At 39.5% G+C, this 25,586-nt stretch carries 35 protein-coding genes, 4 tRNA genes and 2 pseudogenes; 4 read left to right on the top strand and 37 right to left on the bottom strand.

Going from position 1 to position 25,586, the window contains the following annotated elements:
- Positions 1-17: 17 nt before the first annotated feature.
- From I2F17_RS06940 to I2F17_RS06915, 6 genes are all read right to left on the bottom strand, one after another.
- Positions 18-653, bottom strand: a complete 636-nt coding sequence (locus I2F17_RS06940; RefSeq protein WP_211139421.1) for a fumarylacetoacetate hydrolase family protein — start codon at positions 651-653, stop codon at positions 18-20.
- Positions 654-681: 28 nt separating this feature from the next.
- Positions 682-1,182 carry a YcxB family protein gene (locus I2F17_RS06935; protein WP_211139420.1) on the bottom strand — a complete coding sequence of 167 codons (501 nt, stop codon included), beginning with the start codon at positions 1,180-1,182 and terminating at the stop codon, positions 682-684.
- Positions 1,183-1,317: 135 nt separating this feature from the next.
- Positions 1,318-1,394: transfer RNA gene (locus tag I2F17_RS06930), tRNA-Arg, on the bottom strand.
- 203 nt (positions 1,395-1,597) lie between these two features.
- Positions 1,598-1,674 (bottom strand) — tRNA-Arg (locus I2F17_RS06925).
- Positions 1,675-1,718: 44 nt separating this feature from the next.
- Positions 1,719-1,795 (bottom strand) — tRNA-Arg (locus I2F17_RS06920).
- 9 nt (positions 1,796-1,804) lie between these two features.
- Positions 1,805-1,894: transfer RNA gene (locus I2F17_RS06915), tRNA-Ser, on the bottom strand.
- A 305-nt stretch (positions 1,895-2,199) separates the two neighbouring features.
- Here I2F17_RS06915 and rnr point away from each other — a divergent pair.
- From rnr to I2F17_RS06900, 3 genes and pseudogenes are all read left to right on the top strand, one after another.
- Positions 2,200-4,396 (top strand): annotated as a pseudogene (gene rnr, locus I2F17_RS06910) (ribonuclease R); the annotation flags it as partial.
- Between the two features lie 402 nt (positions 4,397-4,798).
- Positions 4,799-6,838: a M3 family metallopeptidase gene (locus I2F17_RS06905; protein ID WP_211139418.1), complete on the top strand. Its 2,040-nt coding sequence runs from the start codon at positions 4,799-4,801 to the stop codon at positions 6,836-6,838.
- 26 nt (positions 6,839-6,864) lie between these two features.
- Complete coding sequence (locus I2F17_RS06900) at positions 6,865-7,065, top strand: YheV family putative zinc ribbon protein (RefSeq protein ID WP_196423851.1); 201 nt, start codon at positions 6,865-6,867, stop codon at positions 7,063-7,065.
- A 399-nt stretch (positions 7,066-7,464) separates the two neighbouring features.
- Here the strand turns inward: I2F17_RS06900 and I2F17_RS06895 are convergent, their stop codons facing one another.
- The 30 genes and pseudogenes from I2F17_RS06895 to I2F17_RS06750 all read right to left on the bottom strand — a co-directional run bounded on the left by I2F17_RS06895 (position 7,465) and on the right by I2F17_RS06750 (position 23,620).
- Positions 7,465-7,713, bottom strand: coding sequence for an FAD assembly factor SdhE (locus tag I2F17_RS06895; protein WP_211139417.1), 249 nt, complete (start codon positions 7,711-7,713; stop codon positions 7,465-7,467).
- 1,377 nt (positions 7,714-9,090) lie between these two features.
- Positions 9,091-9,468, bottom strand: a complete 378-nt coding sequence (rplQ, locus tag I2F17_RS06890) for a 50S ribosomal protein L17 (protein WP_195769001.1) — start codon at positions 9,466-9,468, stop codon at positions 9,091-9,093.
- An 18-nt stretch (positions 9,469-9,486) separates the two neighbouring features.
- On the bottom strand, positions 9,487-10,494 hold the full coding sequence (locus I2F17_RS06885; RefSeq protein WP_211139416.1) for a DNA-directed RNA polymerase subunit alpha: 1,008 nt from the start codon (positions 10,492-10,494) through the stop codon (positions 9,487-9,489).
- A gap of 17 nt (positions 10,495-10,511) precedes the next feature.
- Positions 10,512-11,135: a 30S ribosomal protein S4 gene (rpsD, locus tag I2F17_RS06880; protein ID WP_196423597.1), complete on the bottom strand. Its 624-nt coding sequence runs from the start codon at positions 11,133-11,135 to the stop codon at positions 10,512-10,514.
- A gap of 12 nt (positions 11,136-11,147) precedes the next feature.
- Positions 11,148-11,534 (bottom strand): 30S ribosomal protein S11, encoded by a 387-nt coding sequence (gene rpsK, locus I2F17_RS06875; RefSeq protein ID WP_088823437.1) that lies wholly within the window; start codon positions 11,532-11,534, stop codon positions 11,148-11,150.
- A 20-nt stretch (positions 11,535-11,554) separates the two neighbouring features.
- Entirely contained in the window at positions 11,555-11,911 is a 357-nt protein-coding gene (rpsM, locus tag I2F17_RS06870; protein ID WP_196423598.1) for a 30S ribosomal protein S13, read from the bottom strand.
- A 107-nt stretch (positions 11,912-12,018) separates the two neighbouring features.
- Positions 12,019-12,135, bottom strand: a complete 117-nt coding sequence (gene rpmJ / locus I2F17_RS06865; RefSeq protein WP_017395330.1) for a 50S ribosomal protein L36 — start codon at positions 12,133-12,135, stop codon at positions 12,019-12,021.
- A gap of 21 nt (positions 12,136-12,156) precedes the next feature.
- Positions 12,157-13,476 carry a preprotein translocase subunit SecY gene (secY, locus tag I2F17_RS06860; RefSeq protein WP_211139428.1) on the bottom strand — a complete coding sequence of 440 codons (1,320 nt, stop codon included), beginning with the start codon at positions 13,474-13,476 and terminating at the stop codon, positions 12,157-12,159.
- Between the two features lie 44 nt (positions 13,477-13,520).
- A complete protein-coding gene (gene rplO / locus I2F17_RS06855; protein ID WP_092748461.1) occupies positions 13,521-13,961 on the bottom strand; it encodes a 50S ribosomal protein L15 in 441 nt (146 codons plus the stop codon).
- A gap of 4 nt (positions 13,962-13,965) precedes the next feature.
- Positions 13,966-14,142 carry a 50S ribosomal protein L30 gene (rpmD, locus tag I2F17_RS06850; RefSeq protein ID WP_196423599.1) on the bottom strand — a complete coding sequence of 59 codons (177 nt, stop codon included), beginning with the start codon at positions 14,140-14,142 and terminating at the stop codon, positions 13,966-13,968.
- A 6-nt stretch (positions 14,143-14,148) separates the two neighbouring features.
- A complete protein-coding gene (gene rpsE, locus I2F17_RS06845) occupies positions 14,149-14,646 on the bottom strand; it encodes a 30S ribosomal protein S5 (protein WP_196423600.1) in 498 nt (165 codons plus the stop codon).
- Positions 14,647-14,648: 2 nt separating this feature from the next.
- Complete coding sequence (rplR, locus tag I2F17_RS06840; protein ID WP_196423601.1) at positions 14,649-14,999, bottom strand: 50S ribosomal protein L18; 351 nt, start codon at positions 14,997-14,999, stop codon at positions 14,649-14,651.
- A gap of 14 nt (positions 15,000-15,013) precedes the next feature.
- Positions 15,014-15,547 carry a 50S ribosomal protein L6 gene (rplF, locus tag I2F17_RS06835; RefSeq protein WP_196423602.1) on the bottom strand — a complete coding sequence of 178 codons (534 nt, stop codon included), beginning with the start codon at positions 15,545-15,547 and terminating at the stop codon, positions 15,014-15,016.
- Positions 15,548-15,560: 13 nt separating this feature from the next.
- Positions 15,561-15,956 (bottom strand): 30S ribosomal protein S8, encoded by a 396-nt coding sequence (rpsH, locus tag I2F17_RS06830; protein WP_196423603.1) that lies wholly within the window; start codon positions 15,954-15,956, stop codon positions 15,561-15,563.
- A 12-nt stretch (positions 15,957-15,968) separates the two neighbouring features.
- Entirely contained in the window at positions 15,969-16,274 is a 306-nt protein-coding gene (gene rpsN, locus I2F17_RS06825; protein WP_196423604.1) for a 30S ribosomal protein S14, read from the bottom strand.
- Positions 16,275-16,283: 9 nt separating this feature from the next.
- On the bottom strand, positions 16,284-16,820 hold the full coding sequence (gene rplE / locus I2F17_RS06820) for a 50S ribosomal protein L5 (protein WP_196423605.1): 537 nt from the start codon (positions 16,818-16,820) through the stop codon (positions 16,284-16,286).
- A gap of 16 nt (positions 16,821-16,836) precedes the next feature.
- Positions 16,837-17,157 (bottom strand): 50S ribosomal protein L24, encoded by a 321-nt coding sequence (rplX, locus tag I2F17_RS06815; protein ID WP_196423606.1) that lies wholly within the window; start codon positions 17,155-17,157, stop codon positions 16,837-16,839.
- Positions 17,158-17,167: 10 nt separating this feature from the next.
- Positions 17,168-17,536: a 50S ribosomal protein L14 gene (gene rplN / locus I2F17_RS06810; protein ID WP_195768989.1), complete on the bottom strand. Its 369-nt coding sequence runs from the start codon at positions 17,534-17,536 to the stop codon at positions 17,168-17,170.
- Between the two features lie 92 nt (positions 17,537-17,628).
- The gene (rpsQ, locus tag I2F17_RS06805; RefSeq protein WP_092748482.1) at positions 17,629-17,886 is read right to left on the bottom strand and encodes a 30S ribosomal protein S17; all 258 of its coding nucleotides are present in this window, start codon (positions 17,884-17,886) and stop codon (positions 17,629-17,631) included.
- The gene (rpmC, locus tag I2F17_RS06800; protein ID WP_195768987.1) at positions 17,883-18,080 is read right to left on the bottom strand and encodes a 50S ribosomal protein L29; all 198 of its coding nucleotides are present in this window, start codon (positions 18,078-18,080) and stop codon (positions 17,883-17,885) included. Before rpmC ends, rpsQ begins: the two co-directional genes overlap by 4 nt.
- Positions 18,080-18,493 carry a 50S ribosomal protein L16 gene (rplP, locus tag I2F17_RS06795; RefSeq protein ID WP_195768986.1) on the bottom strand — a complete coding sequence of 138 codons (414 nt, stop codon included), beginning with the start codon at positions 18,491-18,493 and terminating at the stop codon, positions 18,080-18,082. The genes rpmC and rplP overlap by 1 nt, the downstream gene beginning before the upstream one ends.
- Positions 18,391-19,246, bottom strand: a pseudogene (rpsC, locus tag I2F17_RS06790) (30S ribosomal protein S3). Before rpsC ends, rplP begins: the two are co-directional and overlap by 103 nt.
- A gap of 1 nt (position 19,247) precedes the next feature.
- Positions 19,248-19,577, bottom strand: coding sequence for a 50S ribosomal protein L22 (gene rplV, locus I2F17_RS06785; protein ID WP_195768984.1), 330 nt, complete (start codon positions 19,575-19,577; stop codon positions 19,248-19,250).
- Between the two features lie 10 nt (positions 19,578-19,587).
- The gene (gene rpsS, locus I2F17_RS06780; protein WP_195768983.1) at positions 19,588-19,863 is read right to left on the bottom strand and encodes a 30S ribosomal protein S19; all 276 of its coding nucleotides are present in this window, start codon (positions 19,861-19,863) and stop codon (positions 19,588-19,590) included.
- 20 nt (positions 19,864-19,883) lie between these two features.
- Complete coding sequence (rplB, locus tag I2F17_RS06775; RefSeq protein WP_196423607.1) at positions 19,884-20,708, bottom strand: 50S ribosomal protein L2; 825 nt, start codon at positions 20,706-20,708, stop codon at positions 19,884-19,886.
- A gap of 11 nt (positions 20,709-20,719) precedes the next feature.
- Entirely contained in the window at positions 20,720-21,040 is a 321-nt protein-coding gene (gene rplW / locus I2F17_RS06770; RefSeq protein WP_196423608.1) for a 50S ribosomal protein L23, read from the bottom strand.
- On the bottom strand, positions 21,037-21,639 hold the full coding sequence (rplD, locus tag I2F17_RS06765) for a 50S ribosomal protein L4 (protein WP_196423609.1): 603 nt from the start codon (positions 21,637-21,639) through the stop codon (positions 21,037-21,039). The genes rplW and rplD overlap by 4 nt, the downstream gene beginning before the upstream one ends.
- An 11-nt stretch (positions 21,640-21,650) precedes the next feature.
- Positions 21,651-22,289 (bottom strand): 50S ribosomal protein L3, encoded by a 639-nt coding sequence (gene rplC, locus I2F17_RS06760; protein WP_196423610.1) that lies wholly within the window; start codon positions 22,287-22,289, stop codon positions 21,651-21,653.
- Between the two features lie 57 nt (positions 22,290-22,346).
- Positions 22,347-22,658 (bottom strand): 30S ribosomal protein S10, encoded by a 312-nt coding sequence (gene rpsJ / locus I2F17_RS06755; protein ID WP_000070912.1) that lies wholly within the window; start codon positions 22,656-22,658, stop codon positions 22,347-22,349.
- 245 nt (positions 22,659-22,903) lie between these two features.
- A complete protein-coding gene (locus tag I2F17_RS06750; protein WP_211139415.1) occupies positions 22,904-23,620 on the bottom strand; it encodes a type 1 glutamine amidotransferase in 717 nt (238 codons plus the stop codon).
- A gap of 202 nt (positions 23,621-23,822) precedes the next feature.
- Here I2F17_RS06750 and yihA point away from each other — a divergent pair, with 202 nt between their 5' ends.
- Positions 23,823-24,602, top strand: coding sequence for a ribosome biogenesis GTP-binding protein YihA/YsxC (gene yihA, locus I2F17_RS06745; RefSeq protein ID WP_211139414.1), 780 nt, complete (start codon positions 23,823-23,825; stop codon positions 24,600-24,602).
- A 62-nt stretch (positions 24,603-24,664) separates the two neighbouring features.
- Here yihA and purU read toward each other — a convergent pair whose 3' ends face one another.
- The gene (gene purU / locus I2F17_RS06740) at positions 24,665-25,528 is read right to left on the bottom strand and encodes a formyltetrahydrofolate deformylase (RefSeq protein ID WP_196423613.1); all 864 of its coding nucleotides are present in this window, start codon (positions 25,526-25,528) and stop codon (positions 24,665-24,667) included.
- Positions 25,529-25,586 lie beyond the last annotated feature (58 nt).

Raw genomic sequence — 25,586 nt, 5'->3', positions numbered from 1 at the left:
ATGCTTGACGGCTTTATTTAATACACATGTGTCTGCCAAGTGATTTCTTTTGTTTTTGTCAACAATGTCATATTCAAAATATCCTTAGGTTGCAATGCCCCTACGCCCGCAGGTGTACCCGTCATTACAATATCTCCTTTTTCAAGAGTAAACGCTTGGCTCATATCACATAACATTTCTGCAATAGAAATAAGCAACAATGACGTATCACCTCGTTGACGAACCTCACCATTTAAAGACAATTGATATGTTAAATGGTTTAAATCAACGTCCGAAACATCAATCCAGTCTGCCAGTACACAAGAGCCATCAAATGCTTTTGCTCGCTCCCATGGCTCTGATTTACCTTTAAGTTCTGTTTGTAAATCTCTAAGTGTTAAATCTAAACCTAATGTGACTGCACCTACAGCAGCCAATGCTTGTTGCGGATCTGTCACCACACTTAATGTTTGATCGAGCCTTAAACTCAACTCACATTCATAATGACACTGACCTAGCGCATGATTCCAAGTAATGCCCTTTTCTAGCGTTGTCATACTGCTAGGGGGCTTAATGAATAGTACAGGTCGAGTTGGAATCGCATTACCAAGTTCTTTAGCATGCGCTGCATAACTTCGACCAATACACACAATCTTTGAAGGTCTTATATTCATTTATTTTTAACTCATCACATGTATTGGATTAAATACGTTTAAATGTATTTTCTAAAAGTGTTTTGTGCTGTGGTTCAGTAAGAATTCGTTTAGGTATAATAATAACGACTCGATTTTTTAATTCAACAACATAGGTTAAACGACCTTCCACAAAACGTTTAACTTCTGAGTATGCATAGCTTCTTTCATGCGTTTGGCTAGTGACTTTAAATACATTTTGCGACAACTCTACAGTCTGCTGACTTTTACCCAGTTGATATTTAACAAATTGACGTTTAAAAATTTGTGGTAACAGCACATAACGTATCAAAGATTGTACCAACAGAAAAATAGCGCCTAAAATCACATAATCTCGACCTAGACTATTTACACCCAAGTAAAATCCCCAAATAATTAAACCAACACTAATCAGGGGGGTAATAAATTGCGTAATTTGTTTTTTTCCCAAAGTAATGTGTTTAAAACCATCTTGAGATTCTTCTAAATTTAATAAATAGCTGACCGTGAGGGCAATTTTTGCTTCAGACATAATTAAAATTCAGTACATAAAAATATAACTTATTAGAGCATAAAGTGGTTTTTTTTAGTATGACTGTATGATGTGTTTTATGCATAAAAAAATTTAAGCATAAAAAAACCGCTATAATTAGCGGTAATTTTAGTGTGGTGCGCTCAGAGAGATTCGAACTCCCGACCCCTTAGTTCGTAGCCAAGTGCTCTATCCAGCTGAGCTATGAGCGCATCGTTTTTCAATGTTGCGTATTATACGGGGTTTTTATACATTATATAACATTTTTTCTATATTTCAGTGCGTTCGCTGTTTTTTCATACAAACATGATCAAAACATATCATACATCGTACATCTGACCTAGTATCGTATACAAATTAGACAACAAAAAATACAGGTGTAAAAAAACCGCTATGATTAGCGGTAATTTTAATGTGGTGCGCTCAGAGAGATTCGAACTCCCGACCCCTTAGTTCGTAGCCAAGTGCTCTATCCAGCTGAGCTATGAGCGCATCAATTGCCATATTGGCTTTCGTTACTTTTATTCGATTTAATTTGGTGCGCTCAGAGAGATTCGAACTCCCGACCCCTTAGTTCGTAGCCAAGTGCTCTATCCAGCTGAGCTATGAGCGCATTAAATCGTGGCGGTGAGAGAGGGATTCGAACCCTCGATACAGTTACCCGTATGCATCCTTAGCAGGGATGTGGTTTCAGCCACTCACCCATCTCACCGTAACGAGACGCCATAATACAAACTTCATGCCCCTTACGCAAGTAATGAACGCAATTATTTTCAAAATAATGTATTGATTAATTAATTTTTAAACAATTTTAGCTAATTTGTTCTTTTTATAGACAATTCTATGTTTTTTTACCTACATATCTTGTGAATAAATAACCTGTTGTACTTTAATCTATTCAAAACATTGCCATGCCATATCTGTAAATAAGTGATGCAATCCGTGATGTGCTGTGTACCCATGTATGACTTATGCTAAAGTAAGACTATTATTTATGTACAGATAAGAAGTTACACTATGGATAAAAACTGGGTAGACCCCGAAGCAAAATCAGAATCAGAACGCTATGACAACCCGATTCCAAGTCGCACACTTATTTTAGATACGATTCAACACACCAATACCCCACAATCACATGCAGAGTTAGTCGATCACTTTCAAATACAAGATCAAAAAAGTATCGAAGCCCTTGGACATCGATTAAATGCCATGATCCGTGATGGACAACTGGCAAAAGAAGGCATTAAATTTTTTATACTACCCGCTCAGCCCATACAAGAAGCGACCGTTTACATCAACAGTAAAGGTTTTGGTATGGCGCAAATTACGGGTGAAGATAATTTACAGCTTGCCGAACGTGAGCTTAGATTAGTTTTTAACGGCGATCAGATCGGAGTACGTAAAACCTCTGTAGATCGCAAAGGTAAAACATGGGGACACATCGAAGAGATTAAACAGCGCCGTGTAAAACAACTGATTGGCAAGCTATCTCAGCATGAAGGTGAATATTTCATTCAACCGCCAATGCCAAACCAACACCAACCAATTACCATTGAAAAAGAATTGGTTGAACATGCCAAAATTAAACTGGGTGACTCAGTAAGAATAGCAATAGATGATTACCCAACTCGTGACACATTTGCTACAGGCCATGTTGTACAATCTATGGCAGATAAAGCAGATACTGAAATTATTATTCCACAAACCATTTTAGAATTCGGATTACCTTACGAGTTTCCAGATGAAGTGGTGGCTGAAGCTGAACGTTTTAAAGAACCGACCGCTAAAGATCGGGCTGATCGCATCGACTTAAGAGACTTACCACTGGTCACGATTGATGGAGAAGATGCTAGAGATTTTGATGATGCCGTTTATGCAGAAAAACGCCCTGGGGGTGGATACCGTGTCGTGGTTGCCATTGCCGATGTCAGCCATTATGTGCGTCTAGGAAAACCATTAGATGACGAAGCACAAGACCGTGGTACTTCGGTTTACTTCCCTCACTACGTACTTCCTATGCTCCCTGAAGCACTCTCTAACGGACTGTGTTCACTCAACCCACATGTAGACCGTTTATGCATGGTCTGTGACTTAACATTGTCCCGTTTAGGTCGAGTGACAGGTTATCAATTTTACCCAAGTGTAATGCACTCAAAAGCGCGCCTAACATATACACAAGTCGGGCAGTTTTTTGAAGGGGATACTCAAGCCGTCCCTCAAGATAAAACTATTCATAAATCCCTTAATACGCTATTTCAACTCTATCAAGTGTTAAAAAACTTGCGTAGCCAGCGACATGCAATGGAGTTTGAAACAACAGAAACGTATATGACTTTTGATGAACTCGGTGGAATTAAAGAAATTTTACCAAGATCTCGAAATGTAGCACATAAATTAATTGAAGAATGTATGTTGTTGGCCAATGTTGCTGCAGCTGAATATGCATTAAACAATGATGTAGATATGCTATATCGTGTACATGAGCCACCTGAATTTTCTCGCACTCAAAAAGTTCGCGATTTTGTTAAACTACTTGGTTTCCATTTCCCAGAGCAACCAACACAGGTAGATTATCAAGCCATTATTGAAGCAACCAAAGACCGTGTTGATGCACAAACCATTCATTCCGTTTTATTACGCTCGATGATGCAAGCCTATTACGGTGCTAAAAACGCAGGCCACTTCGGACTAGCGTATGATGCCTACACTCACTTTACATCACCTATTCGACGCTACCCAGACTTACTGCTACACCGTGCTATCAAAGCCAAATTAAGTCAAAAACCATCGCCAATTTCAGGTCAATCCCTCGATGATGCAGGTGAACATTTTTCACAAACTGAACGTCGTGCAGATGAAGCATCTCGTAGCGTAACGTCTTGGCTCAAATGTCACTATATGCAACAACATTTAGGTGATGAGTTTATTGGTCATATTACAACAGTGACTGAGTTTGGATTATTCGTGACGCTGAAAGATCAATATGTAGATGGTATGATTCACATTAGCCAACTTGGTGATGATTTCTTTGTATATGATGTATCAAGTCAAACTTTAATTGGACAAAATCGTGGTCAGGTTTTTGGTTTAGGTGATGAAGTTAAAATTCAAATTGCAAATGTGAATTTAGAAGAACGTAAAATTGATTTTCAATTGATCAAACAACTAACACATGCTGGACGTGTTGTTCGTGAACGTGCCCCTCGTACACAACAAGTGCCTCAAATCACCACTCATTCAAGTCCCAACAAAGTCACTGAGCAAAATCATGTAAAAGCCTCTCCAACACAAGATACTGAAAAAAAGAAAAAACGTAACCCGAAAAAAACCAGTAGCTATAATAAAAAAACGGCAGATCCTAAAAAATCAGCAAGCAAAGAAAAAAAGAAGAAAATAAAAAAGAAGAAAAAAGCTAATGCAAAAACAAAACAGGAATAAGGCATAGTGCTAAACATCACGCCAAAGACTCACTTGGCGTGATGTGTTTATTATTTTTACAATATGTATAAAGCATAACCAAGCACAAGAATATCTTTGATAAAACGTAAATAGCCCTTGATTTTACGCTAAATAAGACCTAAATCTATAAATATACACTCAATTAGGCAATTATCTTATGACCCTCTCCACAGCGACTTTGCCAGTATCTGATTTTTCTAATCTCAGTATCGCTCAACTCAAACAAAGCATTGAAAGCGTTATTCTTCAAGGACAATCATTTCTAGATGAGCTACAAGATGATCCTAGCAGTGTTCAAGAACAGCTTCATGTCATTAATACCTTAGATGATTTATCTAATCAGCTCGATGCAACATGGGGAGTACTTTCACATCTCAATAGCGTCATGAGTAATACAGAAACACGTGAAGCTTATCAGCATATATTGCCACAACTTAGTCAATTTTTAACTCAAATTGGCCAACATACAGTGTTATATCAAACATACCAAACCTTGTTTGAAAGCGAAGCATTTAAACAACTCTCCGATGCTCAAAAAAGTGCAATTAAACTTTCTTTAGATAATTTTAAACGTTCTGGTGTTGCACTAGAAGGGGAAAAGAAAAAACGCTTTGCAGAAATTTCAGCGCGTTTGTCTCAACTTTCATCTGATTTTTCTAATCATGTACTTGATGCAACACAGGCTTATATTAAGCCATTAGCAGATGCCGAATTAAGTGGATTACCAGACAGTGCAGTGGAATTACTGAAACAATATGGCCAACAGCATCAACTTGAACAAGCAGTCGCTACTCTTGAATTTCCATCCTATATTGCAATTATGACCTATGCTGAGAATCGTAAATTACGAGAAGAGCTCTACAAAGCATACTGTACTAAAGCATCAGATCAAGGTACAGATCCAACACTAGACAACACATCAACGATTGAAGAAATTTTAAAATTACGCCAAGAAAAATCTGAATTATTAGGTTTTAATCATTATGCAGAATTTTCAATTGCAGCAAAAATGGCTCCAAATGTCAAAACTGTATATGATTTTTTAATTAATCTTGCAGAGCATGCCAAAAAACCTGCTGCTCAAGAAATCGAAGCTCTTAAAAATATTGCTGCAAAAGATGGCATTACAGAAATTCAACCATGGGATGTCACTTATTATTCAGAAAAATTAAAACAACAACAATTCGATTTATCACAAGAGGAATTAAAACCTTACTTCCCTGCACCAAAAGTCGTTCAAGGTTTGTTCAGTATTATTAAGCAACTGTACAAATTAGAGATTGTAGAACGCAAAGCGCCTGTATGGCATAAAGATGTCCAATATTTTGAAATTCAAGATCATGGACAAGTCATTGCAGGCTTTTATTTCGATTTATACGCGCGTCAAGGTAAACGAGGTGGTGCATGGATGAATGGGGTTTTTTCCAGAATGCAGACCGCAAATGGACTACAAAAACCTATTTGCTATATGGTATGTAACTTCACACCACCTGTTGCAAACCAACCTGCACTTATTACACATGATGAAGTCACCACCTTATTCCATGAGTTTGGGCATGGATTACATCATATGCTCACTGAAGTCGATAATATCGGTGTTGCAGGCACCAATGGTGTTGCATGGGATGCTGTCGAACTTCCAAGCCAGTTTATGGAGTTTTGGACATGGGATAAAACTTCTCTTGATCAGCTTACAGGGCATGTCAGTACACAAGAAACACTTCCTCAACATTTACTCGATGCTTTACTCAACGCACGTTTTTTCCAATCAGGTATGCAAACGTTACGTCAAATTGAATTTGCATTATTTGACCTTAGTATTCATATGCAAAATAAAGCACTCACTGCACAAGAAGTACAACATACTCTAGATGATTTGCGTTCTAACATTTCAGTATTACCAACGGTATCATATAATCGCTTCCAGCATAGCTTTAATCATATTTTTGCAGGTGGTTACGCAGCAGGTTACTACTCATACAAGTGGGCTGAAGTACTTGCAAGCGATGCTTTTGAACGCTTTGAGCAAGAAGGTCTATTCAATCAAAATACTGGGCAAGAGTTTAGATCAGCAATACTCGCTGTTGGTGGTAAAAATGAAGCTTTGGACGCTTTTATTCAGTTTAGAGGCCGTGAACCTCAAATAGATGCGTTATTACGACATCAAGGTTGGACTGAAACCGTATCAACCTCTTAAATTAATCTCTTTGTGAGCATAGTTATATGAAAAAAAGATTTATTGCAGGTGCAATTTGCCCCAAATGTCAGGCTTTGGACCGTATAGTGATGCTCACAAATCATTTAGGACATGAACACATCGAATGTATTTCGTGTAACTATAAAGACGTGCGTCCTAAACACCCAATGCCTGTACTCAATACCGCAGATGACATCGGTGTAATTCAGTTTAAACCTAAGCGTTAATTCTTTGACACTAAAGAATGACGATATAAACGAGCAAGTATTTTCATTTTTTTATAATCCTCATATGTAAATTGGTCTTTCCAAATAATTTGGGTCGACCAATGAACTCCCTTGTTAAAACAAATAATAAAATATAATTGATGATCCAATATAGCATGTACTACCTGAGTTTTTATTTGACCTTCATAATCAAATGTCCATACATCATGATCTAATACTGCAAACGTCAACAACCTTTGACTTTTTTTGAGAAAAACATATAACGTTACAGCAAAAAAACATCCACAGAAAACAACATAAATAAATTCAATTGATTGATACATCACCAACATAATAAAAGAAATAAATATAAACTGTATCCAATACTTTAAACGGCTTTCATGAATACGAAAATATAGATCACGCATGTACATACATCTTTAACTTTTGAATTAATATTTTCATTTCATCTGATGGTATTTTTTCGTCATTCATAAACCAATCTAATAAGTCTGGGTCTTCATATTCTATAAGTTGTTCAAATAATTGTTGTTCATTTAGTGAAGCCGTTAAATAATACTGCTTAACATACGGGTCAAAATAAATATCTAATTCTTTTAACCCTCGTCTCGCTCTATAAATTGTTTTTCTTTGTTGTAAATTAATCATCGTTATTCCATATTTTCTATCATGATTCATATTATCAATGAATATATACATACGAGAAGCCAAAATCCTCTCTTTTTTAAAATCTAGCAACAAATTACCTTTTACCTATTTTACTAAAATGGATGTCTGGTTAACGTTGTCCTATTTTAGCTATTTAAATTATTATGAAAATAAAATTGAATAAATTACGTACACCCAAAATATTGAAGAACATACATGAAAACCAAACAACATTGCCAAAAAAATTTGATATTAGTAACTATAACTATGTAAAGAGTTAGATGGTTTGACTATAAATATAATTTTTTTGTTATTTAAATAAGAAAGTGAATAAGTGAATAAGTGAATAAGTGAATAAGTGAATAAGTGAATAAGTGAATAAGTGAATAAGTGAATAAGTGAATAAGTGAATAAGTGAATAAGTGAATAAGTGAATAAGTGAATAAGTGAATAAGTGAATAAGTGAATAAGTGAATAAGTGAATAAGTGAATTATAATTAAACACTTTAATTATTCATACAAACATGAAAAAACATCTGAAATAATTGCTTAATACAATCCTCCTGCCTTCTTTTTTCTTCATCCATGTCCATTGAATGTCATTAAAATCAGGGCTATATAAAGTGATAACCATAAAATCTGATGCCCATGGCTATTTTGTGTTTGCTCGTTTGTGAAAGGTCGCGTTATCCATCACAATGACACTGGGTCGGTCATTAAGGAATAAGAAAATACTCTACTCAGAAATGAAATACATCTGAATTAAGTCTGCAATCAAATAAGCCAACATAGTGCTACTTTGGAAGAGTAACCATCAGGTCGATCATCCTGTGATTTAAACTCATTTTCATCAAGATAAACAATGGAATGTTTTTATTGAAGCTGATTTAAAACTTTGGTGAATGTTGATTTAAGGAATTCTTTTGCTTATGAGATGGTGCAAGGTCTTTTTTCAATGTGATTCTTAAAGGTCTTAATAATGTATAACTAGTAGATGTGACTGAGCAGGAAAAGCATACAGCAACTCATATTGATATGAGCAGCACTGTTGCGCAAAAGGATATTTTTCAACATCTACACGTAATGCACCATCGTCAATTTTAAAAGTTTTTCGTGAGCGAGTTTTTTTAACTCAAAATTGTATTTTTATCAATCTCAAATTTTGTAGATACCATACTACTCGTATCAAATATCCATCCCTAAGCTTCTATAACTTTTCGTCTAAAATATTTTGAATAACTCATTCTTATATTGTTTTATATTCTTGATTGTTTGACTATAAATCTCTTTTTTGAGTATTAAAGCAAGAACTAACATTATGATATTCAATAAAAAAGGCCAGAGAAATCTGACCTTTTTTATGATTACTTGAGCAATTTATTCTGCTGAAGTATTTACTTCACGATCTACAAGCTCAACATAAGCCATCGGTGCTGCATCTCCAGCACGAAAGCCTGCTTTAAGCACGCGTAGATAACCGCCGTTACGTTCTTTATAACGAGGGCCTAGAACGGTAAATAACTTACCAACAGTTGCTGCATTACGAGTACGAGCAAACGCAATACGACGGTTTGCTACTGTATCGTTTTTAGCTAAAGTGATTAAAGGCTCAGCAACACGACGAAGCTCTTTCGCCTTCGGTAAAGTCGTTTTAATTAACTCGTGCTCAACAAGAGCATTTGCTAAATTTTGAAACAACGCCTTACGGTGGCTGCTTGTACGGCCTAATTTCACACCACTATTACGATGACGCATGGTGATAGTCCTACTTAATTAACGGCTACGATAGGCAAAACGGTCGTCCATACGAAGACTAGCTGGTGGCCAGTTCTCTAGACGCATACCTAGTTGTAAACCTTTCGATGCCAACACATCTTTAATCTCAGTCAACGATTTCTTACCTAAGTTAGGAGTTTTTAACAACTCAACTTCAGTACGCTGAACAAGATCACCAATGTAATAAATATTTTCTGCTTTTAAACAATTCGCAGAACGAACAGTAAGCTCTAGATCATCTACTGGACGAAGCAAGATCGGATCAACTTCTTCGCGAGGCTCTTGAGCAACTGGTGTTTGATCTTTCTGCAAGTCCACAAATATTGCAATTTGCTGTTGCAGTATTGTTGCTGCCTTACGAATTGCTTCTTCAGGATCAACAGTACCATTTGTTTCAAGATCAATGATCAATTTATCAAGGTCTGTACGTTGTTCTACACGTGCATTTTCAACAGTGTAAGAAATACGTTTGATTGGGCTATAGCTTGCATCTAACTGTAAACGTCCTACTGGGCGAGTTTCGCCTTCAGGAAAGCGTGAGTCAGAAGTTTCATAACCACGACCTTGAGCAACTTTAAGGCGCATTTTTAATGAACCAGATGCACTCAAAGTACCGATCACATGCTCAGGGTTAACCAATTCAACATTATGAGGTAAACGAAGATCTGCAGCTGTAACATCGCCTGAACCTTGTTTTTCTAATGTTAAATATGCTTCATTTTGATCGAACAGCTTAATCGACAATCCTTTAAGGTTCAGCAAGAGCTCGACGATGTCCTGCTGCAAGCCCTCTAAAGTACTGTACTCGTGCTCGACGCCTTCTATTTCAACTTCCACCACAGCAGCGCCAGGTAAAGAAGACAATAGGATGCGACGTAAAGCATTACCAAGAGTATGACCAAAGCCACGCTCTAATGGTTCAAGAATCACTTTTGCCGAGGTCCCGCTTGCCGCTTCGACCTTGATTGCTTGCGGAGTAAGGAACTCGTTTGCAGTACGCGTCATTATTGCTACCTCAAGGATTATTTAGAATACAATTCTACAATCAAGCTTTCATTGATTTCAGCAGGTAGATCAGAACGATCTGGTGCAGCTTTAAACGTACCTTCAAACTTAGAGTGATCAACTTCAACCCAAGTCGGAATACCACGTTGAGTCGCTAATTCAACTGCGCTTTTAATACGTAGTTGTTGTTTAGCACCTTCATGAACGGCAATTACATCACCAGCTTTTACTTGAATAGACGCAATGTTTACACGACGACCATTTAAAGTAATAGAGCGATGACTTACTAATTGACGAGCTTCTGCACGTGTAGAACCAAAACCCATGCGATAAACAACGTTATCTAGACGGCTTTCAAGCAACTGTAATAAGTTTTCGCCTGTTGCGCCTTTAACACGAGCAGCTTCTTTATAGTAGTTACTAAACTGACGTTCTAAAACACCGTACATACGACGTACTTTTTGTTTTTCACGTAATTGTAGTGAGTACTCTGATTGCTTCGCACGTGACTGGCCATGTTGACCAGGTGCTTTAGCATGTTTTTTAGTTTTGACGTCAAATGGTTTAACGCCAGATTTAAGTTGCAGGTCTGTCCCTTCACGACGAGAGAGTTTGCATTTTGGACCAATATAACGAGCCATGAATGTTTCTCCTTAGACGCGACGTTTTTTAGGTGGACGACAACCGTTGTGAGGAATTGGTGTCACATCGGTAATACTGCTAATCTTATAACCCACTGCTCCTAATGCACGAACCGCGGATTCACGACCTGGACCTGGACCTTTTACAAGGACTTCCAAGTTTTTCAAACCATAATCTAAAGCTGCTTTACCAGCAACTTCAGCAGCTACCTGAGCAGCAAATGGTGTTGATTTACGTGAACCACGGAAGCCTTGTCCACCAGAGGTAGCCCAAGCCAATGCATTACCTTGACGATCGGTAATCGTTACAATGGTGTTATTAAAAGAAGCGTGAATGTGTGCAACACCTTCAGAGACGGTACGTGTGACCTTCTTGCGTGCGCGAGTATCTTTAGCCATCTTTTAGCTTCCAGAAAATCTTACTTTTTAATCGGTTTGCGCGGACCTTTGCGGGTACGTGCGTTAGTTTTTGTGCGTTGACCGCGGACAGGCAAGCTACGACGATGACGAAGGCCACGATAGCAACCTAAATCCATTAAACGTTTAATGTTCATGGAAATTTCGCGACGCAAGTCACCTTCGGTTGGAACCTTAGCAACTTCTGCACGAATCGCATCAAGCTGAGCATCGTCCAACTCACGTACTTTTGTAGTAAAGCCAATGCCAGCAGCTGCAAGGATATTCTTTGCAGTGTGACGACCTACACCAAAAATGTAAGTGAGGGAGATAACAGCATGCTTGTTATCCGGAATGTTTACACCGGCAATACGAGCCATTCACTTTCTCCAAAAAGGCAGTTAAGTTAACTAACCGCCCATTAAATTCTTAAGGAGCGGATATTAACTCAATTCACCTACTGAAATCAACAGTCTAAGTTATTTTATTAACCTTGACGCTGTTTATGACGAGGTTCTGCGTTACAAATCACGCGAATAACCCCATTACGACGGATAACTTTACAGCTACCACAAATTTTCTTTACAGAAGCTTGTACTTTCATGATGAAAACCTCTAAGTGCGCTTATCCTTTAGGATGAGCTGTCGTTTTTTTCATCAATGTTTGATTATCATATTGATGCGATGTTAAATGTGATTGTAATTGTGCCATAAAATCCATAACAACAACGACAACAATTAACAACGATGTACCACCAACGTTCATTGTCATGCTAAATGCACTTTGCAGTATCATTGGCATTAGACAGATGAATGTAATATAGATTGCACCAATAAATGTCAAACGATTGAGAATATGGTCTAAGTAACGAGCTGTTTGCTCTCCTGGGCGTATACCAGGCACATATGCTCCGCTACGCTTCAAATTCTCTGACACTTCTTTGGGACTAAATACAAGTGCCGTATAGAAATAACAGAAGAATATAATCAGCACAGCAAAAAGTATTAAATACAATGCATGTCCAGGCGACAATACAAGTGCCAAATCTTGTAAACCACGCTTAATAAAACCAGCATTTGGATCTGTACTACCCACCCATTGCCCAAGACTTGCTGGAAACAATAAAAGTGAACTTGCAAAGATTGCTGGAATCACACCGGCCATATTAATTTTCAATGGTAAATGTGTTTGTTGCGCAGTAAATATTCGACGCCCTTGTTGTTTTTGTGCATAGTTAACAGTAATTCGACGTTGTGCTTTTTCTATAAATACAATAGCAACTAAAACCGCAAGCGCCAGTAATGCAAGCACCACTAACCCTATTACTGTTGTTTGACCATTTTCTACAGCTGAAAATGATTGCAAAGCAAGTGTAGGAAGTCCTGCCACAATACCTGCAAATATAATCATCGAGATCCCATTACCAATACCACGTTCGGTAATTTGCTCTCCAAGCCACATTAAAAACATGGTGCCAGCTATTAAGGATGTTACTGCAGGAATATAAAAACCTAATCCTGAACTCAGCGTAATACCTTGAGAAATTAATCCTGCACACATTCCAGTTGCTTGAACAATCGCTAAAACCAACGTACCTTGGCGGGTATATTGATTAATTTTACGTTTGCCTTGCTCACCTTCTTTTTTCAAAGCCTCGAGTGAAGGAATTACAGTAGACATTAATTGCACAATAATTGATGCAGAAATGTAAGGCATAATTCCCAAAGCTAGAATGGACATGCGCTGCAATGCGCCACCAGAGAACATGTTAAACAAACCAAGAATTGTCCCTTGGTTTGCATTAAATAAATGCTCTAGTGCCGCATTATTTATGCCTGGTACGGGAATATGCGATCCTAGTCTAAACACCAATAATGCACAGATTAAAAACACCATGCGACGTATAATTTCACGGTATTTTACGTGGAAAGGTTGACCTTTCATCATGTGAACATGACTTGAAGAACTAGGAGACATAGACACTCGTATTACTCCTCGACTTTACCGCCAGCAGCTTCAATTGCAACTTTAGCGCCTTTAGTCAATACAACACCTTTAACAGTGAATGCACGAGTTACTTCGCCTGAAAGTACAATACGAGCACGTATTTGGTCACGACGCACAACGTTTGCAGCTTTTAAAGTTTCAAGACTAACAATATCGCCTTCCACTTTATTTAATTCAGAAACACGTACTTCAGCAGTTTTTAATGCCAACTGACTTGTGAAACCAAACTTAGGCAAACGACGATAAAGTGCTGTTTGACCACCTTCAAAGCCGGGACGAACGCCACCGCTTTTACGTGATTTTTGCCCTTTAACACCACGACCACCAGTTTTTCCGACACCAGAACCGATACCACGGCCAAGACGACGGTGTTCACGTTTTGCACCTTCTGCAGGTGATAGTTCATTTAAACGCAGAGTCATAGCCTTACCCCTCTACACTAACCATATAGTAGACTTTATTGATCATACCACGGTTAGAAGGTGTATCTTGCACTTCTACAGTATGACCGATGCGACGCAGACCTAAACCTTGTAGGCACAGTTTATGATTTTTCAAACGGTGCGATGAAGATTTAGTCTGGGTAACTTTAATCGTTTTCATGATCTATTACCCTTGAATTTCTTCTACTGTTTTACCACGTTTCGCAGCGACTTTCTCAGGAGAAGTCATATCACGCAAACCATTAAAAGTTGCATTTACTACGTTTGCAGCATTTGTAGAACCATAACATTTAGCAAGTACGTTTTGCACACCTGCTGCCTCTAAAACCGCACGCATCGCACCACCTGCAATTACACCAGTACCTTCTGATGCTGGTTGCATGTATACACGGCTTGCACCATGACGAGCGTTTACAGGGTGTTGTAATGTGGTTCCACTTAGATCAACAGTAATCATGTTGCGACGAGCAGCTTCAAGTGCTTTAGAAATAGCAGCTGGAACTTCACGTGCTTTACCACGGCCAAAACCCACGCGACCATTACCATCTCCAACTACAGTCAATGCTGTGAAAGAGAAAATACGACCACCTTTTACAACCTTGGCTACACGATCAACGGCAACCAGTTTCTCAACGAGACCTTCGTTTTGTTCAACTTTCGCCATGATTAGAACTCCAAGCCAGCTTCACGGGCAGCATCAGCTAAAGCTTTAATACGACCATGATATTTGAAACCAGAACGATCAAATGCAACTTTAGTTACACCAGCTGCTTTTGCACGTTCTGCGATTAATGCACCCACTTTAGTTGCTGCTGCAACGTTACCAGTGCCATCGCTACGCAATGATGCATCTAAAGTAGAAGCTTGCGCTAATACTTTGCCACCATCTGCAGAAATGATTTGAGCATAGATGTGACGCGGCGTGCGGTTGACGCACAAACGAGTCGCACCCAATGCACGAATGTGCAAGCGTGTGCTTTTTGCACGACGCAAACGGGATTGTTTCTTTTCGTTCATAAGAACCTCGCGCCCTATTTCTTCTTAGCTTCTTTACGAAGAATAACTTCATCCGAATAACGAACACCTTTACCTTTATACGGTTCAGGAGAACGATAAGCACGAATGTTTGCAGCTACTTGACCTAACAACTGTTTGTTTGCTGATTTCAACAAAATTTCAGTTGCAGTTGGAGTTTCTGCTGTTACGCCTTCAGGTAGTGTGTAATCGATCGGATGTGAGAAACCTAAGTTTAGGTTTACTACATTTCCTTTTACCGCAGCTTTGTAACCAACACCAACAAGTTGGAGTTTACGTTCAAAACCTTCGTTTACACCTTTAACAAGATTATTTAATACAGCGCGAGCAGTACCAGCTTGCATCCAAGCATCTTGTGAGTTTTTAACTGGAGCAAGTTGAAGTTTACCTTCTTCCTGTTTTAGCTCGACCAGCGCATGCAGGTTGAAAGACAATGTACCTTTCGTGCCTTTCACTTCGACCTGCCGGCCGTTCTGAGTAACTGCTACACCATTTGGTACAGTTACTGGGGCTTTAGCCACACGAGACATGAGGAATCACCTATTAAGAAACAAAAGCAATAACTTCACCACCGATACCTGCAGCACGTGCAGCGCGATCAGTCATGATGCCTTTGCTTGTAGAAACAATTGCAATACCTAATCCTTGCTTAACGCTTGGAAGTTTATCTTTACCGCGATACTGACGTAAACCTGGACGGCTTATGCGTTTCACAGTTTCGATAACTGGTTTGCCTTCAAAATACTTTAAAGTAATAGTCAAAGTAGGTTTGCCTTCATTATCAGCAACTTCTACGTTTGAAACATAACCTTCTTGCTCTAAAACGTTTGCAATTGCAACTTTTAGATTAGAGCTTGGCATAGAAACTGTTTGTTTTTTTGCCATTTGTGCGTTACGAACACGTGTTAGCATGTCGGCAACGGTATCTTGCATACTCATTATAGTCGCCCCTTACCAGCTAGCTTTCACAACGCCAGGCACATCACCTTGCATTACTGTATCACGTAATTTGTTACGGCTTAAACCGAACTTACGGAAGTAGCCATGTGGACGGCCTGTCAAACCACAACGGTTGCGCAAACGAACTGGAGATGCATTACGTGGCAATGCTTGTAATTTTAGCATTGCTTCGAAACGTTCTTCATCGCTTGCATTTACATTTGCAATAACAGCTTTTAATTCAGCACGTTTTGCAGCAAATTTAGCAACAGTTTTTTCGCGTTTTAATTCGCGATTAATCATACCTTTCTTAGCCATATCGACCTCTTATTTGAACGGGAAGCCGAATGTACGCATAAGCGCACGGCCTTCGTCATCGGTGCGAGCAGTCGTAGTAATGGTAATATCCATACCACGAATACGATCAATCTTGTCAAAATCGATTTCAGGGAAAACGATTTGCTCTTTCAAGCCCATTGAGTAGTTACCACGACCATCAAATGATTTAGAAGAAAAACCACGGAAGTCACGGATACGAGGGATTGCAATAGAGATCAAACGGTCTAAGAACTCATACATTTGCTCGCCACGTAATGTAACTTTACATCCGATTGGCCAACCATCACGGATTTTAAAACCAGCGATTGATTTACGAGCAAGTGTAAGCACAGGTTTCTGACCAGCAATAAGTTGCATATCAGAAAGTGCACCATCTAATAATTTCTTATCAGCTGCTGCAGCACCAACACCCATGTTTAGTGTAATTTTTGTAATGCGTGGAATTTGCATTACGTTTGCTAGACCAAGTTCTTCTTTTAACTTTGCCTTGAGCTCTTCGTTGTAACGTGTTTTAAGTCTGGCCATTGCCTTTTTCAACCTATTACTTTGCTACCGCCACTGATTCACCATTTGATTTATAAACACGGTTTTTTGTGCCATTTTCATCAAACTGGTAACCAATACGGTCAGCTTTTTGGGTTGTAGCATTTAAAATTGCCACATTAGAAATATGAAGCGCAGCTTCTTGAGTAACAATACCGCCTTCGGCGCCTGTTGCTCTATTCGGCTTTTGATGCTTCTTTACCAAATTAAGGCCTTCAACCTTAATACGGTCATCTGAAACAGACAAAACTGTACCTTGTTTGCCTTTCTCTTTACCTGCGATCACAATAATTTGATCGCCTTTTCTGATTTTAGCCATGATCGCCTCTTTATAGAACTTCTGGAGCTAATGAAATAATTTTCATAAACTGTTCAGTACGAAGTTCACGAGTCACTGGTCCAAAGATACGAGTCGCAATCGGTGCCTTGTTAGTGTTTAACAAAACTGCAGCATTATCATCAAAACGGATCACAGAACCATCTGGACGACGAGTACCAAATTTTGTACGCACAACAACTGCATTCATCACATCGCCTTTTTTAACACGGCCACGTGGGATTGCTTCTTTTACAGTAACTTTAATAATATCGCCAACTGAAGCATAACGACGGTGTGAACCACCCAGTACTTTAATACACTGTACGCGGCGTGCACCACTGTTGTCTGCTACGTCAAGCATCGTTTCGGTTTGAATCATTGCCCTACTCCAAAACCGAGCATCACCGGTCACAATTTCGAAAGACGCATAGCGTACTCGAAATTACCCGATGATGCAACAAGAACGTCTAATTACTCAGCAGCTGCTTCAACAACTTCCACTAAAGCCCAAGCTTTAGTTTTAGATACTGGGCGGCTTTCTTTAATGGTCACAGTATCGCCAATTTTAGCAACATTGTTCTCATCATGAGCGTGTAATTTTGTTGAACGGCGGATTGATTTGCCATACAACGGGTGTTGAACTTGGCGTTCAATAAGCACAACAATAGATTTTTCCATTTTGTCGCTTACGACTTTACCAGTCAACGTGCGGACTGTTTTTTCATTCATTGTCCGTTCCCCTCTTTTTCGGTAAGGAGTGTCTTAATACGAGCAACTGTTTTACGAGCAACTTGCACTTCGTGCGTTTTACCCAATTGACCAGTCGCCTTAGCCATACGAAGACGGAATTGGTTTAGCTGAGTTTCATCAAGCACAGCTTTCAACTCTTCTACCGATTTTTCACGTAGATCTTTAGTTTTCATTACATTACCGTCCGATTCACGATAGCAGTTTTAAACGGAAGTTTAGCTGCAGCCAAAGCAAATGCTTCACGTGCTAATTCTTCGTTTACACCTTCCATCTCGTAAAGAATCTTACCTGGTTTGATTTCACAAACCCAGTATTCCACACTACCTTTACCTTTACCCATACGCACTTCTAGAGGCTTTTGAGTAATTGGTTTGTCAGGAAATACACGAATGAAGATTTTACCACCACGTTTAACGCGACGGCTAATAGTACGACGTGCTGCTTCAATTTGACGCGCAGTCATACGACCACGTTCAACTGATTTCAGCGCAATTGTACCAAAAGATACAGTACTACCGCGATGTGCAAGACCTGTGTTACGGCCTTTTTGCACTTTACGAAATTTTGTACGTTTAGGTTGCAACATGACTTATTCTCCCTTAGCAGCAGAACGATCATTGCGACGACCACGACGCTCTTGACCTTCACGACCGCGACCACGTTTCGCTGGGCGTTCTTCTTGTGGTGCAGGGTTCATGACTTGTTTCATGCCACCTAAAATTTCACCACGGAAAACCCATACTTTAACGCCAATCGTACCGTAAGTTGTTTCAGCACGTACAGATGCATAGTCAATGTCTGCGCGAAGTGTATGTAAAGGTACACGACCTTCACGATACCATTCAGTACGTGCGATTTCTGCACCACCTAGACGACCAGAAACCTCAACTTTGATACCTTTAGCACCAGCACGCATTGAGTTTTGTACCGCACGTTTCATTGCACGACGGAACATCACACGCTTTTCTAGCTGAGATGCAATCGCTTCAGCAACTAACTTTGCGTCTAAGTCTGGACGTTCAATTTCATTGATACTTACTTGTGCAGGCATACCCATAATTGCAGTAAGCTCACGCTGTAATTTCTCAATGTCTTCGCCTTTCTTACCAATAACGATACCAGGACGAGCTGTGCTGATTGTTACTTTAGCAGCACCCGTTGGACGTTCGATAAGAATGTTACTTACCATCGCGCTCTTCAATTTTTTCGTTAAAAATTCACGAACTTGAAGATCTTTTAGTAAATACTCAGAATATTGTTTCGGACTCGCATACCAATTAGCGTTATGACGTTTCACAACACCTAGGCGGATACCGATTGGATGAACCTTCTGACCCATATCAAACTCCTACCTTAACAGTGATGTGACAAGTACGCTTAGTAATGCGATCTGCACGACCTTTCGCACGTGGCATAATACGCTTCAAGCTCACACCTTCATCAACATAGATTGTTGACACTTTCAAGTCATCAACATCTAAATTATTGTTGTGTTCAGCATTTGCAATCGCAGATTCAAGTGCTTTTTTTACTAAAACAGCAGCTTTTTTGTTACTGAAGTTCAAGATATCAAGTGCACGTGCAACCGATTTACCACGAATTTGATCAGCAACCAAACGTGTTTTTTGTGCCGAGATAGCGGCACCGCGTAATTTTGCAGTAACTTCCATCATAGCACCCTTAACGTTTAGATTTCTTGTCAACACCGTGACCACGATAGGTACGAGTTGGCGCGAATTCACCGAGTTTATGACCAACCATATGCTCAGAGATAATCACTGGAACATGGTTACGACCATTGTGAACAGAAATTGTTAAACCAACAAAATCCGGGAGGATCATCGAACGACGAGACCAAGTTTTGATCGGCTTGCGTGAGTTACTTGCAACAGCCACTTCAATCTTAGCGAACAAGTGCGCATCGACGAATGGGCCTTTTTTCAATGAACGAGGCATTTGTCAGATTCCTTTACTTGTTACTTAACGCGACGGTCGCGAATAATCATCTTAGTCGTACGCTTGTTGGTACGTGTTTTGTACCCTTTCGCTTTTTGACCCCATGGGCTTACAGGTTGAATACCCTTGTTACGCCCTTCACCACCACCATGTGGGTGATCTACTGGGTTCATAGCCATACCACGTACGGTAGGACGAACACCACGCCAACGAGAAGCACCAGCTTTACCAAGTGAACGCAAGTTACTTTCTTGGTTAGATACTTCACCGATTACAGCACGACATTCAACATGAACTTTACGCATTTCACCTGAACGAAGGCGAAGAATGGCATAAGAACCGTCACGACCCAATAATTGAACTGAAGTACCAGCAGAACGTGCTAATTGCGCGCCTTTACCGATTTTTAATTCAATATTGTGTAGCGTTGAACCGATTGGCATGTTACGAAGTGGTAAGCAGTTACCTGGACGAATTGGAGCATCGTTACCAGATTGTACTTTATCACCAGCACGTACGCCTTTAGGTGCAATGATGTAACGACGTTCACCATCAGCATATTTCAATAAAGCAATATGTGCTGTACGGTTAGGATCGTACTCAATACGTTCTACAGTTGCAGGAACACCATCTTTGTTGCGTTTAAAGTCAACAATACGATAGTTTTGTTTATGACCACCACCAACATGGCGAGTGGTAATATGACCATTGTTATTACGGCCACCTGTTCTTTTCTTACTTTCTACCAACGCAGCAAATGGGCGGCCTTTGTATAGGTGGTCATGAACCACTTTTTCTACAAAGCGACGTCCTGGAGACGTTGGCTTACATTTTTGAATAGGCATAATTCTCGTCCTTATTCCGCTGTGGTTTCAGCGGTATCGCCCAAGTCAGCCATTTCTACATCTTGGCCAGCTTTCAGGGTGACGTATGCTTTTTTAACATCAGAACGACGTCCTAATGTTTTACCAAAGCGTTTTGTTTTACCTTTAGTGATTGTTGTATTTACTTTTACAACTTCAACACCAAATAGTTGCTCGACAGCTTTTTTAACTTCAAGTTTAGTTGCGTTTACATCAACTTTAAATACTTGAACGCCAGCTGTTTCGCCTAAAACCTGTGCTTTTTCTGAGAATACTGGTCCACGAAGGATTTGATAGATACGTTCGTTATTCATCCGAGTTCTACCTCAATTTTCTTAGCAGCAGCTACAGACATCACAACTTTATCAAATGCAATTAAACTTACAGGATCAATTGTCGCTGAGTCGATTACATCTACATGTGGTAAGTTGCGTGCTGCAAGATACAAGTTCTCATCTACAGCGTCAGTTACGATTAATGCACGTGGTGCATTAAGTTCGTTTAGCTTAGCAAGCAATTCTTTTGTTTTAGGTGCAGAAACTTGCACATCTTCAACAAGGACTAAACGTTCTTGACGAACAAGTTCAGCAAGAATACATTGCATTGCACCGCGGTACATTTTGCGGTTAACTTTTTGAGACCAATCTTGTGGACGAGCAGCAAAAGTTTTACCACCACCAACCCAGATTGGGCTACGAATTGAGCCTGCACGTGCACGGCCAGTACCCTTTTGACGGAATGGCTTAATACCACCGCCAGATACTTCACCACGTGATTTTTGAGCACGAGAACCTTGACGACCACCTGCTAAATAAGCAGTAACAACTTGGTGTACAAGCGCTTCGTTAAATTCACGACCGAAAGCAACTTCAGACAACTCAACAGCAGAACCGGAAACAGTTTGTAAATTCACGTTATTTCCCCTCAAGCCTTGATCGTAGGACAAACAATCACGTCACCACCTGTTGCGCCAGGAATTGCACCTTTTACAACAAGAATCGAACGTTCTGTGTCAATTGAAACAACCTCAAGACCTTGAACTGTTACACGTGCATCACCTAAGTGACCAGGCATTTTTTTGCCTTTAAATACGCGTCCAGGTGTTTGGTTTTGACCTGTTGAACCAACAGCACGATGTGACAAAGAGTTACCATGGGTTGCATCTTGCGTACGGAAATTCCAACGCTTCACACCACCTTGAAAACCTTTACCTTTAGATTGTCCAGTGACATCAATTACTTGACCAACTGCAAACAAATCAACACCGATTGTTCCGCCAACTTCACGACCTTCTAGCTCAGCTTCCGTTACACGGAATTCTTTTACTAAACGACCAGCTGCAACACCAGCTTTTGCAAAATGACCTTTTTGAGCCTTTGTTACGCGTGACTCACGACGTTCGCCTGTTGTTACTTGAACAGCTTGATAACCATCAGTTTCAAGTGTTTTGATTTGAGTGATGCGGTTCGCATCAACTTCAATCACTGTAACAGGCACAGAAACACCGGCTTCTGTAAAAATACGGGTCATACCGCATTTACGACCGACTAGACCAATAGCCATGTGTGTAAACCTCTTAAAATACGGCTTAATTAACTTAAGTTAATCAACCGACAAGCCTTATCCCAATGCGATCTGAACATCAACACCAGCTGCAAGATCTAATTTCATCAATGCATCAACAGTTTTGTCTGTTGGTTGAACGATGTCAATCAAGCGCTTGTAGGTGCGGATTTCGTATTGATCACGCGCATCTTTATTCACGTGCGGTGAAGTCAGAACGTTGAAGCGTTCGATGCGAGTAGGCATCGGGATTGGACCACACACTTGTGCACCAGTACGCTTTGCTGTTTCTACGATCTCTTGAGCAGATTGATCAATCAGACGATGATCAAAAGACTTAAGACGGATACGGATTCTCTGGTTAGACATACCAGTAAACTCCAAGCCAAAATATGTAAAGAATCACCCATGACGCACCTCACCTATAGGGTAAGTGTCAAGGGTAGTGAAAATCACTAAGGTCGTGATCGATGCCACGACTGTAACGATACAGTTGCTTTTGTTTTTAAACGAAGAAACTGCCCTTCTAATTTGAAGGTGGCTCATTATAACGACTGTTTATAGATTAAGCAAATTTTTTTTAGCCTAGATGGGCGTTTTTTGCCGTCCAATCATTACGACTGCAACACATACTCTATGGCTTGTTCCAAAACACGATGGCTATGCAAAAAATAATCTTGAGGCACATTTTTGAGCTGTATAATCGATTGATCTATATCCAATATGGTTTCTGTTTCATTTAAAAATTCTATTAAACCATCTGGTGTAATTTCCAAAGAAAATTGAAACCCCAAAATATTTCGCCCAATTTGATAGCATGAATTTTGAAAATTTTCACCGATAGCAAGTGATATTGCACCTTTAGGTAAAGCAGATATTTCTTGATTTAACGACATCACATGCATCTCTTGAGGCATTTGAAAATAATCTTTTGGTAAATTGGCAACACTATGTACCCTACTCCAGCTCATTGTCGCATTGTTGTTTGTTAATATAGGTGCACCTAAGGCACTAGCAATAATTTGACCACCAACACATAGACCTAACACAGGTTTTTTTAACGCAATATATCGCCTAATCCAACGCTTTTCTATTTTCAACCATGGGCAATTAACCTCATCATCGGCATGAATTTTCCCTCCCATGACAATCAATAAATCAACATCTTGAATGTGTGGTAGGGCATCTATATCTAAGGCAATCTCTGCAGGTAAAGCAAAAAACTCTGTGGTGGTAATGTGTGCACGATGTGCAAGCAATAACTCACGACAGCTATTTAAATTATCGCAGGCTGTATGTTGAAAGCAATGCACTCTCAAATTTTGCTTCATTGTTATTCTCTTATAAATAAAAATAAATCATTAAGAATTTATTTGCAAAAATAAAGCCAACTCAGACAACATGCTGTAAATCATTACATGATCATAGCAATCACTTACGTGAATAATTTAAAGGTTATCGCCAATCATATTCGCAGTAGATCGTTTATTTGTTTATACTAGCGATTAAATTGTTATTTGCTGTGAAATACGTATGCATCGTTATGCCAAATCTAAAGACACTAAAGCGAAACTTGCACCTAAGCAAAAAATTAGTTACGAAAAAAAGGCTGACCCTGCATTAACCGTATATGCAACCCAAAGCTTGAATTGGCTCCGCAAAGCAACTTTTTTAATGAGCGCACCTAAACTGAGTTTATGTGTAGAAGATACAGGGTATGAAATTGCATTTGCGGGTCGTTCAAATGCAGGCAAATCGAGTGCGATTAATGCTCTCACCAACCAACGACAGCTTGCTCGTGCCTCTAAAAAGCCAGGCCGAACACAAATGCTGAACTTTTTTAGTCTAGGTAACCCTGATCAACGCCTTGTTGATTTGCCAGGATATGGCTACGCTGCTGTACCTGAAGAAATGAAAAAAGTTTGGCAAAAAGAGTTAGAACACTATTTAATTGAACGTCAAAGCTTGCAAGGCTTAGTATTACTCATGGACATACGCCACCCTTTGCAACACTTTGACTTGATGATGCTAGAGTGGGCATATTCACGGCACTTGTTTGTACATATCTTGCTGACCAAAGCAGATAAACTCAATCGTGGCCCTGCAAATAAAGTCCTGCTAGAGGTTAAAGATCATTTAAAGAAAATGAAACTGGATTTTTCCATTCAACTCTTCTCATCATTAAATAAACAAGGACTTGAAGAACTGGCTTCTGTGATGGCAGGACGCTTAAACTTTACACTAGAGCAAACAATACAAGACCTTGATGTATCTGAGATCGCCGAAGTATCAGAGCATGATTTAGACACATAAAAACATACCTACATCCTGTATAATTAAATGGATGTAGGTATTTTATTTATTAAAAACAACTCTTAAAATACAACTGTTTTATGACCATCTACGATAATCCGATCTTCTAGATGACTTTTCACTGCGCGTGCAAGGACGTTACGCTCGACATCCTGACCCAAATCACGCAGTTGTTCTACACTATATTCATGACTCACTCGTTCAACATCTTGCTCAATAATCGGGCCTTGATCTAAATCTGCCGTAACATAGTGCGCTGTTGCACCTATGAGCTTCACGCCTTTTTCATATGCTTGTTTGTACGGGTTAGCCCCTACAAATGCAGGTAAAAATGAATGATGGATATTAATAACTTTCATTGGCCATTTTTCTACAAAATCTGCACTGAGTATTTGCATATAACGAGCCAATATCAAGAGATCATTCCCTTGCATAATTTGATGAATTTCTGCTTCAGCTTCTGCTTTATTTTCTTTAGTAACCGGCACAACTGTAAAAGGAATACCAAACTGCTCTACAGCAACCTTTAATGTTTCATGATTTGAAACGACATGTGTTATTTCACATGGTAGTAAGCCACGCGCATGGCGCCATAATAACTCTAGTAAAGCATGATCTACACGTGAAACTAAAATACCCACTTTTTTAAGATCGCTTACAGACGCTAAACGCCATTGCATTTGATAACGACCTGCAACATTGACTTCAAATGTTTGAACCAAACTCTCTTTTCGTGTTTGTAAATGCTCTAACTCAAACTCAACACGCATAAAGTAGCGGCCGCCTTGTGCTTCCGTCGCATATTGATCTAATGCGGTAATGTTTGCCCCTTGGTGATATAAAAAGCTAGATACAGCCTGAACAATACCTGCCTTGTCTTCACACGTAATCAATAAACGGGCTGTATTTGTAGTGGTCGTATTCATGGGGTTATATATCACTTCTGCAATTTAAAATTGCACTGATTATACGCATGTGATTTTC

Source organism: Acinetobacter baretiae (assembly GCF_015627105.1).
GTDB classification, from domain to species: domain Bacteria; phylum Pseudomonadota; class Gammaproteobacteria; order Pseudomonadales; family Moraxellaceae; genus Acinetobacter; species Acinetobacter baretiae.
This window is presented reverse-complemented; position numbering and strand designations above follow the sequence as displayed.